Annotated in this window: 20 protein-coding genes; 4 read left to right on the top strand and 16 right to left on the bottom strand. The window is 57.6% G+C overall.

The genetic code is table 11. The annotated features are described in order from the left end of the window. Positions 1 to 6 precede the first annotated feature (6 nt). Together DT594_RS04565 and queD are read left to right on the top strand one after the other, a co-directional pair. Complete coding sequence (locus DT594_RS04565) at positions 7 to 408, top strand: NINE protein (RefSeq protein ID WP_149331559.1); 402 nt, start codon at positions 7 to 9, stop codon at positions 406 to 408. Positions 409 to 514: 106 nt separating this feature from the next. Continuing rightward, entirely contained in the window at positions 515 to 871 is a 357-nt protein-coding gene (gene queD / locus DT594_RS04560; RefSeq protein WP_149331558.1) for a 6-carboxytetrahydropterin synthase QueD, read from the top strand. Between the two features lie 8 nt (positions 872 to 879). On the opposite strand, the gene DT594_RS04555 is transcribed toward queD, so the two are convergent. Both DT594_RS04555 and DT594_RS04550 read right to left on the bottom strand, forming a co-directional pair. Beyond that, complete coding sequence (locus DT594_RS04555) at positions 880 to 1,467, bottom strand: TetR/AcrR family transcriptional regulator (RefSeq protein ID WP_149331557.1); 588 nt, start codon at positions 1,465 to 1,467, stop codon at positions 880 to 882. A 21-nt stretch (positions 1,468 to 1,488) separates the two neighbouring features. After that, positions 1,489 to 1,860: a glutathione S-transferase N-terminal domain-containing protein gene (locus DT594_RS04550; protein ID WP_149331556.1), complete on the bottom strand. Its 372-nt coding sequence runs from the start codon at positions 1,858 to 1,860 to the stop codon at positions 1,489 to 1,491. Between the two features lie 86 nt (positions 1,861 to 1,946). On the opposite strand from DT594_RS04550, the gene DT594_RS04545 reads away from it, so the two are divergent. Further along, positions 1,947 to 2,189, top strand: coding sequence for a DUF3820 family protein (locus DT594_RS04545; protein WP_149331555.1), 243 nt, complete (start codon positions 1,947 to 1,949; stop codon positions 2,187 to 2,189). A gap of 1 nt (position 2,190) precedes the next feature. On the opposite strand, the gene DT594_RS04540 is transcribed toward DT594_RS04545, so the two are convergent. Further along, on the bottom strand, positions 2,191 to 2,484 hold the full coding sequence (locus DT594_RS04540; RefSeq protein ID WP_149331554.1) for a YcgL domain-containing protein: 294 nt from the start codon (positions 2,482 to 2,484) through the stop codon (positions 2,191 to 2,193). Then, positions 2,481 to 3,626 carry a ribonuclease D gene (rnd, locus tag DT594_RS04535; protein WP_425460509.1) on the bottom strand — a complete coding sequence of 382 codons (1,146 nt, stop codon included), beginning with the start codon at positions 3,624 to 3,626 and terminating at the stop codon, positions 2,481 to 2,483. Before rnd ends, DT594_RS04540 begins: the two co-directional genes overlap by 4 nt. Before the next feature lie 193 nt (positions 3,627 to 3,819). On the opposite strand from rnd, the gene DT594_RS04530 reads away from it, so the two are divergent. Continuing rightward, positions 3,820 to 5,268 (top strand): methyl-accepting chemotaxis protein, encoded by a 1,449-nt coding sequence (locus DT594_RS04530; protein WP_246164547.1) that lies wholly within the window; start codon positions 3,820 to 3,822, stop codon positions 5,266 to 5,268. Positions 5,269 to 5,305: 37 nt separating this feature from the next. Here DT594_RS04530 and DT594_RS04525 read toward each other — a convergent pair whose 3' ends face one another. The 12 genes from DT594_RS04525 to DT594_RS04470 form a co-directional block, all read right to left on the bottom strand. Then, on the bottom strand, positions 5,306 to 5,590 hold the full coding sequence (locus tag DT594_RS04525; RefSeq protein WP_096345854.1) for a ComEA family DNA-binding protein: 285 nt from the start codon (positions 5,588 to 5,590) through the stop codon (positions 5,306 to 5,308). A gap of 147 nt (positions 5,591 to 5,737) precedes the next feature. Then, positions 5,738 to 6,955, bottom strand: a complete 1,218-nt coding sequence (locus DT594_RS04520; protein WP_149331553.1) for an O-succinylhomoserine sulfhydrylase — start codon at positions 6,953 to 6,955, stop codon at positions 5,738 to 5,740. A gap of 66 nt (positions 6,956 to 7,021) precedes the next feature. After that, a complete protein-coding gene (purF, locus tag DT594_RS04515; protein WP_149331552.1) occupies positions 7,022 to 8,527 on the bottom strand; it encodes an amidophosphoribosyltransferase in 1,506 nt (501 codons plus the stop codon). 57 nt (positions 8,528 to 8,584) lie between these two features. Continuing rightward, on the bottom strand, positions 8,585 to 9,067 hold the full coding sequence (locus tag DT594_RS04510) for a CvpA family protein (protein WP_149331551.1): 483 nt from the start codon (positions 9,065 to 9,067) through the stop codon (positions 8,585 to 8,587). A 62-nt stretch (positions 9,068 to 9,129) separates the two neighbouring features. After that, positions 9,130 to 9,723, bottom strand: coding sequence for an SPOR domain-containing protein (locus DT594_RS04505; RefSeq protein WP_149331550.1), 594 nt, complete (start codon positions 9,721 to 9,723; stop codon positions 9,130 to 9,132). After that, positions 9,716 to 11,005: a bifunctional tetrahydrofolate synthase/dihydrofolate synthase gene (gene folC, locus DT594_RS04500; protein WP_149331549.1), complete on the bottom strand. Its 1,290-nt coding sequence runs from the start codon at positions 11,003 to 11,005 to the stop codon at positions 9,716 to 9,718. Before folC ends, DT594_RS04505 begins: the two co-directional genes overlap by 8 nt. Continuing rightward, the gene (accD, locus tag DT594_RS04495) at positions 11,005 to 11,907 is read right to left on the bottom strand and encodes an acetyl-CoA carboxylase, carboxyltransferase subunit beta (protein WP_149331548.1); all 903 of its coding nucleotides are present in this window, start codon (positions 11,905 to 11,907) and stop codon (positions 11,005 to 11,007) included. Before accD ends, folC begins: the two co-directional genes overlap by 1 nt. A 45-nt stretch (positions 11,908 to 11,952) precedes the next feature. Further along, positions 11,953 to 12,759, bottom strand: coding sequence for a tryptophan synthase subunit alpha (gene trpA, locus DT594_RS04490; protein ID WP_149331547.1), 807 nt, complete (start codon positions 12,757 to 12,759; stop codon positions 11,953 to 11,955). A gap of 12 nt (positions 12,760 to 12,771) precedes the next feature. Continuing rightward, positions 12,772 to 13,989, bottom strand: coding sequence for a tryptophan synthase subunit beta (gene trpB, locus DT594_RS04485; RefSeq protein ID WP_149331546.1), 1,218 nt, complete (start codon positions 13,987 to 13,989; stop codon positions 12,772 to 12,774). Beyond that, positions 13,982 to 14,596 carry a phosphoribosylanthranilate isomerase gene (locus tag DT594_RS04480; RefSeq protein WP_149331545.1) on the bottom strand — a complete coding sequence of 205 codons (615 nt, stop codon included), beginning with the start codon at positions 14,594 to 14,596 and terminating at the stop codon, positions 13,982 to 13,984. Before DT594_RS04480 ends, trpB begins: the two co-directional genes overlap by 8 nt. Positions 14,597 to 14,655: 59 nt before the next feature. Then, entirely contained in the window at positions 14,656 to 15,510 is an 855-nt protein-coding gene (truA, locus tag DT594_RS04475; protein WP_149331544.1) for a tRNA pseudouridine(38-40) synthase TruA, read from the bottom strand. 3 nt (positions 15,511 to 15,513) lie between these two features. Beyond that, a complete protein-coding gene (locus tag DT594_RS04470; protein WP_149331543.1) occupies positions 15,514 to 18,435 on the bottom strand; it encodes a FimV/HubP family polar landmark protein in 2,922 nt (973 codons plus the stop codon). Positions 18,436 to 18,475 lie beyond the last annotated feature (40 nt).

The raw sequence follows: 18,475 nt of genomic DNA, 5'->3' as shown, positions 1-18,475 counted from the left end.
GGCCACATGGCCTATTCAGACACACACAGCAAAGGCATCGGTTATCTACTCTGGATCTTCGGTTTCATGGGGGCACATCGTTTCTATTACGGCAAACCCATTACCGGCACCATCTGGTTCTTCACCCTGGGGCTGTTCTTTATCGGCTGGATTGTTGACCTGTTTCTGATCCCCTCGATGGACGCCCAGGCCGACCGGCGCTTTCGCAGCGGCCCGGTCAATTTCAATCTTAGCTGGGTGCTATTGACCTTTCTCGGCATCTTCGGCGCGCATCGCCTGTATATGGGCAAATGGATCACCGCGATCATCTACTTCTTCACCGGCGGACTGTTTCTTTTGGGCGTGCTCTACGACTACTGGACACTGAACGAGCAGATCTCCACCCGCAACATGCAGCGCGAATGGTGAAGGTCAGTTGAAGACTGCGCGGGTTTACAGATTCAGATAAACTTGCGCCCCTTCAATAAGCTCAGGTTCAGCAGCCTGGGCTTAGTCACCTAGCCAGGTAGTCATCGTGGAAATATTCAAGGAATTTACCTTCGAGGCAGCGCACTTGCTGCCGCATGTACCGCAGGGCCACAAGTGCGGGCGTCTGCACGGGCATTCTTTCATGGTGGCAGTGCATATCAGCGGCGAACCGAATGCGCATACCGGTTGGATTCGTGATTTCTCCGAACTCAAGGCGATTTTCAGGCCGCTGTATGACCAGCTTGATCATAACTACCTGAATGACATTCCCGGCCTGGAAAACCCGACCAGCGAGGTTCTGGCCAAGTGGATATGGCGTGAGCTGAAACCGCTGTTGCCCGAACTCAGTCAGATCACCATTCGCGAGACCTGCACCAGTGGCTGCGTGTACCGCGGCGACTGAACGAACACTTAGCCAACCCTGGCCAGCCGCGCTTCCATTAAAAAGGCAATTTCTTCGGTGGATTCCAGCACCGGCCTGGCGCTGGATTCGACCCGTGCCTGAATTAATGCGCCTTCGATGGTCGCAATGGCCAGTTGCGCGAGCCGCCTGGCGGTTTCGGCATCGGCGCCCTGGTGTTCGAGCAGAGTCCTGATTTCAGCGGTCCATTGGTCAAATGCCTGTTGCCCGGCCGCGGCCATTCGTGTGGATTGCGGAGTGGTTTCCAGCAGGGTAGTGGCCAGCGGGCAGCCATCTTCAAAAGTAGAAGCTTCCAGCCAACCGGCGAGCAGCTTGCCATAAGCACGCATTACGTCAGCCGCTGAGCTGTGTTCCTCGCCCAGTTTCCGCAAGGTTTGCGAGACAACAGCCCCTGCCAGCAGTGCCGCCTCCTCGCCCAGCTGTTCCTTTCCCTGGGGGAAGTAGTGATACAGCGAACCTTTGGGCGCACCACTGAGCTGCAAAATATCGGCAAGCCCGGTGGCCGCATATCCGCGGCGGCGGAATAGCGTTACGGCGGCATTCAGAATATTACTGCGATGTCTTGAGGGGGCGCCCATTCCAGCTCCTGCTGCTGCGGATCAAGCCGCTGCGAATCGCTCTTGGAGATAATCATCAATGGCTTTGGAGTCATATAGCCAGGTAGTGCCACCCGCCTCGTCTATTCGCAGGCATGGCACTTGAATCTTGCCACCTTGCTCGAGTAGCGTCTGACGGTCCTGCTGATTGTTCTTGGCGTCGCGCAGCGTGACCGGCAGGTTGAGTTTGTGCAGCGTACGCCGAGTCTTGATGCAGAAAGGACAGGCACGAAACTGGTACAGACTCAAGGCAGCGGCTGCCCGCTCAACATCCGCCTGATCCTCGGCCGAACGCTTCATCTTGGCCGGACGAGTCAGAAAATCGACAAAAATGATAATATTTCCCAATCCATTACGAAGTGCTTTAACAATCATGACTTATCCTGTTGTGTGTATAGCAACGCGGTCAGTTGCTGAACGCGAAGATAGCATGCAACGACCCTGGACACCCGGAACCTGCGATGAACCCAGAAGATCTACCGCTGTTGCTCGAGCGTCAAATGCCCTATGGCAAATACCAGGGCCGAGTCATCGCCGACTTGCCCGGGCATTACCTTAACTGGTTTGCCCGTGAGGGATTTCCGCGCGGGGAGATAGGTCGCTTACTCGCGCTTATGCAGGAAATCGATCATAACGGGCTTTCTTACCTACTGGATCCATTGAGAAAAGCGCAGCAGCAGCGACCTTCAAGGTCGTTGCGCTGATTCAGATCGGGTCGTTGCGATAGAGCAGTTCGTCTGGCAAATGCACCAGGTATTCGTCTTCCTGAGGCGGCATCTGCAGGTGGTACCCCTGCTCTTCGAGATTGCGCAACACGGTATTAATATCTTCACGTGCCAGCTTGCGCTCGGGCGTAAGCACCAGATCCATGGACAGCTCCGGTTTGCCGAAAAACTGCATCAGCGCCTCGGGCAGTTCACTCATGTCCTTTTTACGCGGCACGTACAGGTACATGCCATCCTTGCGCTTGCTGCGGTAGATGGAACACATGACTTTCATTCGGCTTGATCTCTGGCATTGGCAACCGCTAACAGCTGCTCACCCATAAGGACGCGCCGCCAGCCATTCAACTCATCAGGCAGTTGATAGGGCCCGCCTGGATAACCGCTGCGTACTAGGGCCTCCAGATGCTTCTTGCGCAACATCAGCTCCTCAGCCATGCCGAGGGTTGAGGCATGCTGCTGGCCGACTTTCTTCAAAACCTTGAGCAGCTTGTTTGCTTCCGCCGGCAAGGGTTCCGGCAGGCGCTGAGGCCAGTCATGTTCAGGCACCTCTTGCCCTGCCCGTATAAGGTCGAGGATCGCTTGACCGTCCTGCCTGACGCTGCGTGGGTGCATATCTTCAATACGTGACAGCGACTGCAGGCTATCCGGTTGACGCTGGGCCAACGGGCATAATGTTTTTTCGCGCAGCAGGCGATTGCGCGCCTGATCACGCTGACGCGACTCACGTTCACGCCAACTGGCCAGGACCTTGAGGACTGCCAGCTCGGAGGGCTTCAGCCGCCAGGCCTGTTTGACGTTCAGATAAGCCGTTTCTGGCTCCTGAACCCGCGCGGCGGCATTGACCAGCTCTGCGCTGTCTTCCAGCAACCAATCGGTCAAGCCTGCAGCCTCGATACGCGGGCCCAGCACCTGATAAAGCTCGGCAAGATGCAAGGCATCAGCAGCGGCATAGGTGATCTGGTTGGGGCTCAGGGGTCGTTGCAACCAGTTGGAACGGGTTTCAGCATTGGACAGGTCAATATCCAGCAGCGCCTTCACCAGGCGCGAGTAGCCCATGGAAAAGTCCATACCCAGATAGGCCGCGGCCATCTGCGTGTCGAACAGTGGCGCCGGCGCCACGCCGCAGAGCTTCATGAACACTTCCAGATCTTCGCTGCAAGCATGCAGCACCTTGATCACGTCTGGGTTTTGCAGTAGCGCCACCAGCGGTGACCAATCGGTGATTGCCAATGGGTCAATCAGGTAAGCCGCTTCTCCATCGCCGATCTGAATCAGGCCTGCAATCGGGAAGAATGTCTCCGTGCGCTCGAATTCAGTGTCAACGGCGACATAGGGCAGCTGGAGCCAACGCTCGCACCAATGCGCCAGATCGGCATTACGATCAATCATCAAGGGTTCAACCAGCGCGCTCGTCATATGCAACCTTCATCCGTTTTCAGCGAATGAGTATACCTGAATCAAACAGTGAAACGCGGCCCGTACCGCGCACTGTTGTATGACAAAACTCATTCAAGTTTGATCCTCGTCAACCGATACTGCTAAAGCATATTTATACTGGCTACACAGTGTATTCGCGGCGGCGATTGCACGGCCTCAAAGGAGCAATGGCGTGGTTCTTCAGCATCTACCGTTAAAATACAAATTCTGGGCCGTCAATTCGGTAGCATTCGTCACCACCCTGATGCTGGTTCTGGCCGCACTCTGGATCGAGCAGCACAGCCTGCAGGATCAGCGAAAGCAGCTCGCCGGTGCCGTGCTAGCCTCCAACAACAGCTCCATCCCCGCACTACCTGGACTGAAAGAAATTCCACCAGAACCCCGGCACAACCGATTGACCTCAAGCAACATTGCCACTCCTCTGTGGAAATCTGCTGAGCAATTAGACCCAGCGGATGCTCGCGAGTTCTATGGACTTTGGGCTGGCCAACAGGCAGGACAACCCTACCTGCTGGGTGTTGAGCGTATCCCTTATATGCAGTTGCTGATCGAACGAGCGCCTTTCTACGCTTTCACCGTGACGCTGTTGATGCTGTTGCTGCTGGTTGTCTCGCAACTGCTGATTTCGTTCATTACCGGGCACATCGTCGCGCTGCGTGATGTGATGCTCAAGGTCCAGCAAAGCGGTGATCTGACCCTGCGCGCGCAGGCTGACTCACGTGACGAGATCGGCTCCATAGCGCGAGCGTTCAATGCCATGCAAGCATCGCAACACGACATTGTCCGCTCGGTCAGGCAGGCCGCGGAACAACTCGACGCAGGTACAGCCAATCTGGTGCAAGTCATGGCCCAGGTGCGCGCGGGCATGACCAGCCAACAGAGCCAGACTGACATGGTCGCCGCTGCTGCCAACGAGATGAGTGCGACCGTCCAGGACATCGCGCGCAATTCGTCGACGACCCGCGACCAATCCAGGCAAGCGGATTTGCTGGCACGCGAAGGCCATGATCGGGTGAACCTGGTTAGTCAGACGATTGCCGGCCTGGCGACCAGCATCGAACGTTGCACTCGGCATATGGAAACCCTGCAAGGACATAGCCGGGAAATCAGTGGCGTGGTCAGCGTGATTCGCAATATCGCCGAGCAAACCAACCTGCTTGCACTTAATGCCGCCATTGAAGCCGCACGCGCCGGCGAGTCAGGCCGCGGATTTGCGGTGGTAGCAGACGAAGTACGAGCTCTGGCGCAACGGGTCCAGATCTCCACCGAGGAAATTCAGCGCATGATAGAGGCGCTGCAAAGCGGTACCAGCGCGGCGGTGAGCGATATGCATGCCAGTGCAGCGCTAACGCATGAATCAGTCGAGCAAAGCCAGCAGGCGGGAGAGGCACTGGAGATTATTGCGGCCGCCGTCAGCCAGATTCGCGACGGAAATAGCGAAATCGCCTCTGCCGTAGAGCAGCAGAGCCAAGCGGCAGAAGCCATTACCGAGAGTGTCGTGCAGATAAGGGATGTGACAGAAACTACCGTGAGGCAAACCTCACTCAGCGCCGCCACCAGCGAGCAACTGGCCAGTCTGGCGCACACCTTGAGCGAGTCGGTAAGCAAACTCAAAACCTGATATCGACAACGCTGCGCCGATATCAGGTAAACCACGATTACTTCAGGGTGATCCGCTCCTGATTCTTGGCCAGGGTAGCCTCGCCAATACCCTTGACCTCCCCCAGGTCTTCAATCGCGGCAAAGGCGCCATTGGATTCGCGGTAGTCGACGATCGCCTGAGCCTTGGCCTGACCTACGCCCTGAAGCACTTCGGCTATCTCATCGGCACTGGCAGAATTGATGTTGACGCTGACCACAGGGGCTGGGGTGGATTCTGCCAGAGCAGGCAGGGCAAAGACCGAGGCAAAAGAAAGACAAACAGCAAGAATAAAATGCTTCATGGTAAAGCTCCTTTTTTATGAAAGATCGCCGCACTGCAGGGGTGACTGCAGCGGATCTGGCCCGCTTCCCTGCGGCCGAATCAACTTAAAACAGCTGTATCTGAAAATAAAAAGCTTTTTACCCTTGTTGTGAGACGCGTCTCACTATCAGGCGCGTAGCGCCGCCAGTCCGCGTATCAGATCGGCTTGCAGATCCTCTACTTCTTCCAGACCCACCGCAATGCGGATCAGATTGTCGCGAATCCCCGCTGTAGCTCGGGTTTCCGGCGTCAGACGGCCATGAGTAGTGGTCGCAGGATGGGTAATGGTGCTCTTGCTGTCGCCCAGGTTAGCGGTGATGGACAACAACCGGGTCGCATCAATGAAACGCCAGGCCGCCTCACGGCCACCGGCCACCTCAAAGCTGAGCACAGCACCGAAGGCCTTTTGTTGACGCTTGGCCAACTCATGCTGCGGGTGACTGGGTAGCCCAGCGTAATACACGTGCTCGACGCCCTCCTGCTGTTCCAGCCATTCAGCCAGTGTCTGCGCGCTGGCGCAATGTGCCTGCATGCGCAGGCGCAAGGTCTCCAAACCTTTGAGAAACACCCAGGCATTGAACGGGCTGAGGGTCGGTCCGGCAGTGCGCAAAAAGCCCACCACTTCCTGCATGTGCTCGCGGCGACCCGCTACTACACCCCCCAGGCAACGGCCTTGACCGTCGATATACTTGGTTGCCGAATGAATGATGATGTCGGCGCCCAGTTCCAGAGGTTTTTGCAGTGCTGGCGTACAGAAGCAATTATCAACCGCCAACAGGGCGCCCTGCGCATGAGCCACTTCCGACAGGCCGCGAATGTCTACCAGCTCGGCGAGCGGGTTGGAGGGCGATTCGACAAAGAACAGTTTGGTATTGGGCTTGCACGCGGACTTCCAGGCATTCAAGTCCGCTAGCTCGACATAATCGAACTCGACCCCGAAGCGCTTGAAGTATTTGTCGAACAGACTGACCGTGGCTCCAAACACACTGCGCGAGACCAGAATATGATCGCCGGCAGAACACAGGCTCATGACCATGGCCAGAATCGCAGCCATGCCTGAAGACGTAGCGACAGCCTGCTCGGCGCCTTCCAGCGCAGCCATACGCTCTTCAAAGGTGCGCACAGTGGGATTCATGTAGCGCGAGTAGACGTTGCCCTTGGCTTCGCCAGCAAAACAGGCAGCTGCATCGGCGGCGCTGCGAAACACATAGCTGGAAGTCAGAAACAAGGCTTCGCCGTGTTCGGCTTCGGGCCCGCGGCGCTGGCCCGCGCGCACGGCCAGGGTATCGAAACCCACTTCGCTCAGATCGCTATCCAGGCGACCCGCATCCCATTCTGTAGTCATGGCTCGAATCTCTTTGCTGCGCTGACGAGTGGCTTTACGCGGCTCGCCAGCGGCTGTTGTTCTTGCTTAATTATTGTGCAGTTCGATCACCGCGTTGCCCTGATCACCTGTGGCCATGGCAGCATCATTGCGCGCGCGCTCGATCTTGCCCAGGTAAGCCTCGTTCACATCGCCAGTAATGTAGTCACCGTCAAACACCGAACAATCAAAGCGCTTCAGCTTGGGATTGCCCTCACTGACCGCGTCCACCAGGTCATGCAGATCCTGGTAGATCAACCAGTCCGCGCCGATCAATTCAGCCACTTCTTCAGTAGTACGATTGTGCGCGATCAGCTCGTGGACGCTGGGCATATCGATGCCATACACGTTCGGGTAGCGCACTGCAGGTGCAGCAGAGCAGAAATAAACCTGTTTGGCACCCGCTTCACGGGCCATCTGAATGATCTGCTTGCAGGTGGTACCGCGAACGATAGAGTCGTCCACCAGTAGAACATTCTTGCCACGAAACTCCAGCTCAATTGCGTTGAGTTTCTGCCGTACAGATTTTTTCCGCGCGGCCTGGCCGGGCATGATGAAAGTACGCCCGATGTAGCGGTTCTTGACGAAGCCTTCACGAAACTTGACGCCCAAATGGTTCGCCAGCTCCACCGCCGAGGTACGGCTGGTGTCCGGAATCGGGATAACAACGTCGATACCGTGATCAGGGTTGTCGCGCAGAATTTTTTCCGCGAGCTTCTCACCCATGCGCAACCGCGCCTTATAGACCAGCACGTTGTCGATCATCGAATCCGGGCGCGCCAGATACACATGTTCGAAAATGCAGGGCGAGTAATGTGGATTTTCCGCGCACTGACGGGTATGCAGTTCGCCCTTGTCAGTGATGTAAACAGCCTCGCCCGGCTCCAGATCGCGGATCAGATCGAAGCCCAGCACATCCAGCGAAACGCTTTCCGAGGCGATCATGTACTCGACGCCATTCTCGGTTTCGCGCTGGCCAAAGACGATGGGGCGAATCGCATTGGGGTCGCGGAAGCCGACGATGCCGTAGCCGGTAACCATCGCAATCGCCGCATAGCCGCCAACACAACGCTTGTGCACAGCGCGCACAGCATCAAAGATATCTTCCTGGCTGGGCTGCAGTTTCCCGCAACGGGCCAGTTCGTGAGCGAAGACGTTGAGCAATACTTCCGAGTCGGAGTTGGTATTGATGTGGCGCAGGTCGGACTCGTAGATCTCGCGAGACAGCTGCTCGACGTTGGTCAGATTGCCGTTGTGCGCCAGGGTGATGCCGTAGGGAGAGTTGACGTAGAACGGTTGCGCTTCGGCTGAACTGGACGACCCAGCTGTTGGGTAGCGCACATGGCCTATGCCCATGTTGCCTACCAAACGCTGCATATGCCGCTGATGAAACACGTCTCGTACCAGGCCGTTATCCTTGCGCAGGTAGAGCCGCCCACGGTCGCAGGTTACGATGCCGGCGGCGTCCTGGCCGCGATGCTGCAGGACTGTCAGGGCATCATAGAGCGCCTGATTGACGTTCGCTTTGCCCACTATGCCAACAATGCCACACATGCCTAAACACCTTTTCGTCTATGGATACACCACACCTGCCACTGCCAGGTGCAAGGATCAGCGCCCAACAAACCCGAGAATCATGCTCTTGGACCAGTCAGCAACCAGGAGAAAATGCGGAATCAGCTCGGACTGCCGCCACCATTCGTCAGCATCGACCGGCGCCAGGCTCAACAGCCCTACACCAACGGTAACCAACAATGCACCGCGGGCGGCACCAAATATCATACCCAGAAAACGGTCTGTACCACTCAGGCCAGTGACCATCACCAACTGGCCGATCAGATAATTGACCAGTCCGCCTAGAATCAATGTCAGAACAAATAATATAGCGCAGGCGGCAATCACCCGGAGCGAAGGTGTCGCGATATACGGAATCAGATACTCGGCCAGCGCACCGCCAAACATCCAGGCTACCAGGCCAGCGACCACCCAGGTCACCAGCGATAGCGCTTCCTTGACGAAACCCCGGGCTAAACTGATCACAGTCGAGACGGTAATAATGGCGATGATGGCCCAATCAATCCAGGCTAGTGTCACGACGAAACACCCGTTGGCGGAAAGGCCGATATTCTACCAGAGCCGCCCTTTGACCGGAACCGCTATCGCTTACCCGAAGCCGCATCAAACGCCGTTACGAAACCCTTGGTCTCATGCCGGCGACTCAGCTCGTCGCGCACCCGGTTGGCGCTTTCGCGATCCAGAAGCGGCCCTACGTAAACCCGGGTAATCTCTTTGCCATCCGCCTTTGCCGTTACCGTATAGGCGTTGTAGCCCTGCTCCACCAGTTTCTGCTTGAAACCCTCGGCATTCGCCACCGCTGAAAAACTGCCTAACTGGATGACCCAATCGCCTTGCGTGGCGGTCGGTGCAACGGGTGCTGGCGCGGCTTCAGGCTCGGGGGCGGGCACAGGCTCGGCGACTGGAGCTTCGCTAATCGCTGGCTCAGCGACCTCCTCTTCCACCGGCAGAGGAATGCCTTCAGCCTCCGGAATATCGTTCACCGGCTCGGGCGCCGGCAATTCGATAGGGGCCGCTGATTCGATAGGCTCGCTCGACATCACCGGCTGCTCGGGGGCTTCGACTTCAACACTCACGGTCTCGTCCTGACCGGATAACAGCATGGGCAGAAAAACCACCGCAGCAATGATCAACACCAACGCACCGATAAGCCGCTGTTTCAATTTGTCATCCATTATTCAGATCCCGGGACTGGAGGTTTAGCCAGAGTATGGCTGCTGAGACGCAGAAAAACGACCCGAAAATGACTATTTCGGTAGAAGCTGGCGTTGTGTCAAGGCTCTGCTCCAACGCTTCGGCGACGGAGCCGTAACCTTCACTTCGCTCCCCTAGAACGGTCAGGCAGGTAGCCAGATCGCTAACGGGCCGCGTTCTCGGGCTGGGTAAAGGGGCTAGTGCCCAGCGACTGAATACACCGACCAGAGGCGCAACCACACCGGCAAGATCCTTGTCTGCCAGCAGACCAAAAACCGCCAACCGCTCTACGCTATCAGATTCAAGTTCGGCGGCGAGAAAAGCCGCAGCATGCGGATTGTGCCCCACATCCAGCAGCAGTTGCCGTGGCTGGCCGCGCCAGCTGACAGTGCGGCGCTGCATGCGGCCTGGCACGCAAACATTGGCCAACGCATCGACGATCTGCTTGTCGGAAAGCTCCAGCCCCGCCGCCCAGAATGCCTGCAAGGCCGTGACCAGGTTGTCCTTGGGTAAGGAAACTGCTGGCAGACCAGTTACGCTTCGCGATTCGCCCCGCGCGTCCCGGCCATATAACAGCCAATGCCCACCTTCCGCGCGCCACCCATAATCTTTATTGCGTTGCAGCATCAACGCTTGCTGCCGCCCTACTTCCGCAACGAATGTAGAGGGCAGATCGATTTCACTGCAGACCAGTTTTATCGAGGGTCGCAAGATGCCGGCTTTTTCGTAACCCACAGACTCCCGGGTGTTGCCCAGATATTCCTGATGGTCCAGGCCAATACTGGTGACCACAGCCACATCGGCATCGACAATATTCACCGCGTCAAGGCGGCCACCAAGGCCGACTTCCAACACTACCGCGTCCAGTTCCGCCTGCTCGAATAACAGCAGTGCTGCCAGCGTACCGAACTCGAAATAGGTCAGAGAGGTTTCTGCGCGGGCGGCCTCTATTCGAGCAAAAGCCTCGCAGAGGCTATCGTCGGACACAGGCTTGCCGTCTATGCAAACTCGCTCGTTATAGGCCAGCAAATGTGGGGAGGTATAAACACCTGAGCGCAGCCCGGCGTGCCGCAACAGCGCATCCAGGGTCGCGCAAGTGGACCCCTTGCCGTTAGTGCCTGTGACGGTAAACACTAACGGTGCGGGACGGGAGAGCCCCATACGGGCCGCAACAGTGGCCACCCGCTGCAAACCCATATCGATCTCGGTAGGATGCAGCTGCTCCAGCCGCGCCAACCAGCCAGCTAGATCAGTGTGCGCCATCAGGCCTCGCCGGTCAGGGGCTCAAGCGGCGGATCCCGTTCCGGTGCGGGCAAGCCCGTGAACATGGTCAGCATACTGGACAGCCGATCACGCAACTCGGCGCGGGGGATGATCATATCCAAGGCCCCATGGGCGAGCAGGAATTCACTGCGCTGGAAGCCCGCGGGGAGCTTCTCGCGAACGGTCTGCTCGATAACCCGAGGACCGGCAAAACCGATCAGCGCATTTGGCTCAGCCACGTTCAGGTCGCCGAGCATCGCCAAGCTGGCAGATACGCCGCCGTATACCGGATCGGTCATCACCGAAATAAACGGAATGCCCTCTTCCTTCATTTTTGCCAGAGCGGCACTGGTCTTGGCCATCTGCATCAATGAAAACAGCGCTTCCTGCATACGCGCGCCACCGGACGCTGAAAAGCACACGTAGGGAATACGTTCTTTAAGTGCAATTTCGGCACCGCGTACAAAGCGCGCGCCAACCACACTGCCCATCGAACCGCCCATGAAATTGAATTCAAAGGCGCTGGCGACAATCGGATTGCCTTTCAAGGCGCCCTGCATGACCACTAACGCATCTTTCTCGCCGGTATCTTTCTGCGCTGCGGTCAGGCGATCCTTGTATTTCTTGCTGTCGCGGAACTTCAGCCGGTCGACTGGCTCCAGTTCGGCAGCGATCTCGGTGCGTCCTTCCGGATCAAGAAAAATATCCAGGCGACGGCGGGCGTTGATCCGCAGGTGATGGCTGCACTTGGGGCAGATATCCAGGTTTTTTTCCAGCTCGGGGCGGTACAGTACGGCATCGCAGGACGGACATTTGCGCCACAGGCCCTCGGGCACACTGCTCTTTTGTGCTTCGGAACGCACTATGGAGGGTATCAACTTATCTACCAGCCAGTTGCTCATCGCCAATCCTTATTTTCGTTGTCTGCTATACCAAAGAGGGTTGTTCTATCGCTGATCCATAGCCAGGCGCATGTCGCGAATAATAGCGCCAATTGCCTTGCGAGCCTGTTCAGGCTGCCCAACATGATCGGCAATCTGATTAACCAGTACCGAGCCAACCACCACACCGTCAGCCACAGCGCCAACAGCTGCTGCAGTCTTTCCGTCACGAATACCAAATCCCACGCCAATCGGCAAATCGGTCACGGTGCGCAGTTGATCCAGCTTGGCTGCCACATCAGTGACGTTCAATGCACTGGACCCGGTCACACCCTTGAGTGAAACATAATAGACATAGCCGCTGGCGTGGTGACAGATTTTCGCCGCCCGCTGCAGCGTGGTGGTAGGTGACAGAAGGAAAATCACATCCAGCCCGCGCGCCTTGAACAGCGCAGCGACCTCGTCGGCTTCTTCCGGAGGCAAGTCCACGGTCAGAACTCCATCAACCCCTGCAGCCAGGGCCGCATCGGCAAAGGTTTCATAACCCATGCGTTCAACCGGGTTGAGATAGCCCATCAATACCACCGGGGTAGTCTGATTGGTCTCGCGGAACTGACGCACCATCTCCAGCACTTGAGTCAGGCTAACCTGGTGCTTCAAGGCTCGTTCCATCGCTTGCTGAATCACCGGGCCATCGGCCATCGGATCAGAAAAAGGCACACCCAACTCAATGACGTCAGCGCCCGCCTCTACCAGTTCGTGCATCAGCGGCAAGGTCATTGCCGGATCCGGATCACCGGCTGTCACGTAGGGAATCAACGCCTTGCGGCCATCTGTACGCAACTGTTCAAAACACGCTTGTATTCGACTCATATCACACTCTGTTCAAAGACTGATGCCGTCAATGCCGGCCACGGTATGAATATCCTTGTCACCACGCCCGGACAGATTGACCACAATAGTCTGATCTGGACGCATGGTGGCTGCCAGCTTCATGGCGTACGCCACTGCGTGGGCAGACTCCAATGCCGGCATGATGCCTTCGACGCAGGTCAGCTCGCGGAAAGCGGTCAGGGCTTCTTCGTCAGTGGCGTTCACATAGTTCACCCGGCCGATGTCCTTCAGCCAGCTATGCTCTGGCCCGACGCCAGGATAATCCAACCCTGCAGAAACTGAATGGGTCTCAATGATCTGGCCAGCGTCATCTTCCATCAGATAAGTCCGATTGCCGTGCAGCACGCCAGGCCGGCCGGCTGCTAGCGGTGCGGCATGCTGGCCGGTCTCCAGGCCCAGGCCGCCCGCTTCAACGCCATACATGGCCACGCCAGTGTCTTCAAGAAATGGATGAAACAGTCCGATCGCGTTGGACCCGCCGCCGACGCACGCCACCAGCGCGTCAGGTAACTTGCCATACTGGGTCAAACACTGTGCGCGTGCCTCACGACCGATCACGCACTGAAAGTCCCTCACCAGCTTCGGGTAGGGATGCGGGCCGGCGACGGTGCCGATAATGTAGAAGGTGTCATCAATATTGGTGACCCAATCACGCATTGCCTCATTCATCGCGTCTTTCAAGGTGCGGGAACCAGACGTTACCGGTATCACTTCGGCACCGAGAAGCTTCATGCGGTAAACGTTGAGCGATTGCCGCTGAACGTCATCAGCGCCCATGTACACCTGGCACTTAAGCCCCAGCCGTGCAGCGACTGTTGCCGTGGCTACGCCATGCTGACCAGCGCCAGTCTCGGCGATGACGCGTGGCTTGCCCATATGCTTGGCCAGCAGCGCCTGGCCGATCGTATTGTTGACCTTGTGCGCGCCAGTGTGGTTGAGGTCTTCACGCTTGAGATAGATCTGCGCTCCGCCAACCTTGGCGGTCAAGCGCTCAGCCAGATACAGCGGCGAGGGACGGCCAACATAATGGGCGAGGTCGTAATCGAACTCCGCCTGAAAATCTGGATCAGCGGACAAGCGCTGATAAAGCGCCTCCAGCTCTTCCAGCGCGTCCATCAGCGTTTCGGAAACAAACCGACCGCCATAGGGTCCGAAATGCCCTCGCTGATCAGGAATAGTGGTGTAATCCACGGGCTTTGTGTCAGACACGCTTCACCTCTTGAACAAAGGAATTGATTTTAGCGGCATTCTTGATGCCCTTGGCCTGCTCTACCCCGCCGCTGACATCCACTGCCCAGGGGGCAGATCGGGCAATGGCATCGGCCACATTGTCTGCGGTCAACCCGCCAGCCAGCACCAGCGGCCAATTCCGCTCGAGCGGAATAAGCGACCAGTCAAAGATCTCTCCAGTACCGCCGGGCACACCGTCCTTGTAACTATCCAGGAGAATGCCGGAAGCGTCTGGCCACTGAGCGGCTAAGGCGTTCAGGTCATCGCCAGGTTTCACTCTGAGCGCCTTGAGATAGGGCCGGCCAAACTGATTACAGAACTCTGCGGATTCATTGCCATGAAATTGCAAAACGTCCAGGGGAGCTTCCGCCAGCACTTGATGGACTTCTGTCGCAGACGCATCCACAAACAGGCCAACGGAAGTGACAAAAGGGGGCAGCGCGCGAATGATCTGACGCGCGACTGTTGGGCTCACTGCGCGCGGACTGGCGGGATAAAACACCAAACCTATGGCATCGGCTCCAGCCCGCGCAGCGGCCAGCGCGTCTTCAACCCGCGTGATACCGCATATCTTGATTCGCACCATGTACGGAGAAATACCTGAATTGATCTGGCCCTGAATAGTAGCAGATCAGCCCGCCAGCGTCAGTCGAGCGTATTCAGCGCCGCCAGAAAGTGCGGGCCCATATACCGTTCCGGCAAGGAAAAGCGCTCGGGATAAGTGACATCAACCAGATACAGACCGTAGGGTGGCGCAGTCAGCCCGCCCTCGCGTCGACAGCGGGCTTCAAGCACCTCGCCCGCCCAGCTAACCGGTCTTTCTCCACAGCCAATCTGCATCAACACACCAGCAATGTTGCGCACCATATGATGCAAAAATGCATCAGAGCGAATATCGATGACGATAAATCGACCAAACTCGTACAATTTCAGGTGATGCACCCGCTTGACCGGTGATTTTGCCTGGCATGCCAGCGCCCGGTAGGAAGTGAAATCGTGTTCGCCGACCAGAGGCTCGGCCGCACGTCGCATCAGATCGATATCCAGCGGGCGATAATTCCAGGTCACTTCGTGCGCCAGGTGCGCCGGTCGGACCGGATCATTGTAGATAACATAGCGATAACGTCGCGCTACCGCCGAGAACCGGGCATGAAAGTCCTTCGGCACAGTTTGCGCCCAGGCCAGGCTGATATCCGCCGGCAGATTGGCATTGGCGCCATGCACCCAGTTGAACGCGGTACGCACCGCATTGGTTTCAAAATGGATGATCTGGCAGGAGGCGTGTACGCCGGCATCAGTACGGCCTGCGCAAAACAGGTTCACCGGATGATTGGCGACTCGTCCGAGGGCTTTTTCGACCGCCTCCTGGACGCTCTTGACTCCCGGTTGCTGCCGCTGCCAGCCGCGGTACGCGGTGCCGCGATATTCGACGCAGGCCGCTACCCTGGAAACAACAGCGGCCGCCTCTGGGGCGGCCGCGTCTGAGGTTGAACTACTCATTGTTTAGTCAAGTTGCTCCATCATGTCCCGAGCGTCCTGCTTTTGCTGGTCATTCCCCTCTTCCAATACTTCGCCAAGAATATCACGAGCCCCTTCCTGATCGCCCATATCGATGTAGGCCCGCGCCAGATCCAGCTTGGTTGCGCATTCATCCGTGCCGGAGAGAAAGTCGAATTCGTCTTCGTCATCTTCGGCAATGCTGTCTGCCAACGCCTGTTCCGCCGTTGAGGAAGGCAGCGCGTCGATTTCGTCGTCGTCATCGAGTTGAGAGTCGTTCAGCTCATCCGACTCGAAAGAGATATCGTCAGATGTCAGGTTGCTCGCTGGAGCATCCGACTCAACTCCCGACTGACCAAAACCAGCCTCTTCGTTTTCGGCCTCGTTGAGTTCCTCTTCGAAGCGCATCAACTCTTCGTCGGACAGATCGAACGAGGTCTCGGAAGGCTCCGCATCAGTAGGTGTCTTGGCTTCAGATTGGCCCATGGCATCCATCTCGGCCATCAGACTGTCGGCCTGAAGATCATCGGTCAGCGACAGGTCAAAATCTTCGTCCAGGGTAAAGTCCGATTCAGTTTCAGTTTTCGCTGGCTGAGAGGATTCATCCAGATTGAAATCCAGCTCAAACTCATCTTCAGCTGTCTGGGAAGATGGCGCGCTGACACCAGGATCAGCCAGGTCCTTGGCCAGATTGTCATCCAGGTCAAAATCCAGGTCCAGGTCGTCGTGTTCCGACTCAGCCGCGACCGGGCCCGCATCAGTAGCAGGCTCTTCAGGCTCAAAGCCGCCAACGTCATATTCGATTGTTTCCAGCTCATCCTGCTCGAAGACGGTCTCAGCATCGCCTTCCATCAATGAGTCCCGGGTAGCGTCATCATCAGCTACCGCAGCACCGGCGACGAGCGCCGCGGCCATGACCGGGAAGCGCGCGTTCATGGCCGCTATCTGCGACTCGGGAGCACCCATGTCGCGCAGCGCTGTCATTTGCTCGGCGTAACCTTCACGGTTGTCCAGCAGCCCTTCAACCTCCATCAGTTTGAAGCGAAGATCGGTACGCTCGGGTTCGACCTCTATCGCCGCGTTCAGTACTTCGGCTGCTTCAGCGAGCTTGCCGTAGGCAATGAGTGCGTCGGCCTCAGTAATCGGATCATGACTGATCCCCAGCTCTTGCGATTCCTCATCAAAGCCGGCCAGTGCGACATTGAACTCTTCGGCATCGCCTGACTCATCGCCTTCCCGGTTTTCGGCAGCACGCGCTATGAAGTTGTCCGCCATTTCCGACTCGCGGCGCGCATTGCGACGCGCCAGGGCCATCAGCAGCAGCAGTATCAGCAGCAATATGATGCCGCCACCGACCATCAGGAATGTCTGGTTCTGCATCATCCGTTGCAGCAGCGCCTCGACGCCGTCCTGCTCTGCATCTACCACAGCAGGAGCCTGATCATTGCTCTCGGCAGCGGGGGTTTCAGGAACGGGGGCTGCCGAAGGCGACAGTTCCGCAGCTGCAGTATCGGCCTGATCAGCTACCTCACCACTATCGTCGGCAACTGCTTCATCAAGCTCGATTGGCGTTTCCGTGCTTTCGGGCATTTCCGCCAGGCTATCTGCCGGGGCGTCCATCTGATCAGCGGGCAGGCCCGATTCATCAACAGCGGGCAGTTCAGGATCCTGAGCACTCTCGCCAGCAACCACATCGGCGGTGGACTCGTCCGCAGCTGGTTCTGGCGCTATATCTGGCAGCTCAGCCGAATCACCCAGCTGTTCCTGCATCGCTGCCAATTGAGCATCCTTCAGCTCGAGCAAGCGCTGCAAGGTGTCCATCTGTGCCTGCATGTCAGTCAGGCGGCTATCCGCCTCCGCTTTCTCCCGCTCGAGCGAATCAAGCTGTTCCTTGGTCTCGTCAAGCTGATCACGCAGGCGACTGGCGGAATCGGTGCTGGCACTGTCTGAAGCGCCTTCACCCTGTTCGGCACTGCCGGCCACCAGGCGCAGCGAGTCGCCCTCAGGAGCCGTTTCCGGTGCCGCAGGCGCGGCATCTTGCTGCCGGGCATCCAACTGACGCTGTGCGGGCTCAGCCCGTTGACCGCCTTGCCAGGCACTGTTCTGCGCTGCAACCTGAGCCACTGCGTCGGCCTGGCCGAGACGCCGTGCCTGTTCAGCGTCAGGCAGCGTCAAGGTCTGATCCGCTTTCAGCCGATTGATATTGTTATCGATAAAGGCGTTCGGGTTGAGCTCCTGGATCGCCAGCATGGTCTGGTGTACCGAGGCGCCGGACGGCCGACTCCGAAGCGCGATTTCCCACAAGGTATCAGTGCGGCTGGTACGCCACTCGCCAGAGGCCTGCTCGGACGACGGGCGAGCTGATGCAGGCGCAGTTGACTGAGGCCGCGGCTGAGACGGAGGCTGAGACGAAGGCTGAGTATCTCTGGGTTGGGCAGCGGCAACCGTAGGCACCGGGCGCTGGGTTGGCTCGACAGGAGCACGCCAGGCTTGCGTGGCCGGGGCGCTGGCGGTGACCGGCGTCGGACTGTACAGCGGAGGGTCGAGCAATAGGGTAAATTCGCGTAATACGCGACCGGACGGCCAGCGCACTTCCATCAGAAAGTTGAGAAAAGGCTCCTTGACTGGCTTGCTAGAAGTGACGCGGATCACCGCACGACCATCAGGCCGGATAACCGGCGTGAACACCAGATCGTTAAGGAAAAAGTCCCGTTCGATACCGGCTCTGCCAAATTCATCTGGCGACGCGAGATTAGGCAGAATTTCCTGGCTGGTTAAATCCTTGACCTGGAGCAGCTCGATCTCTGCATCCAATGGCTGATTCAGCGCCGAGCGCAGGTTGATATCCCCAACGCCCAAAGCGAGTGTCATATTCGATGACATCAGAGCGCTTGCTGCGGCGACAGCCAAAACCAGTTTGCGAACCATAGCGAAGTTCCTTTGCTTTTATCGTTTTCTCTCGCGTCAA

Source organism: Halopseudomonas laoshanensis (genome assembly GCF_008365385.1).
In the GTDB taxonomy this organism is placed as follows: Bacteria; Pseudomonadota; Gammaproteobacteria; order Pseudomonadales; family Pseudomonadaceae; genus Halopseudomonas; species Halopseudomonas laoshanensis.
The sequence above is the reverse complement of the archived record's forward strand: the minus strand, read 5'-3'. Positions and strand labels throughout refer to the sequence as shown.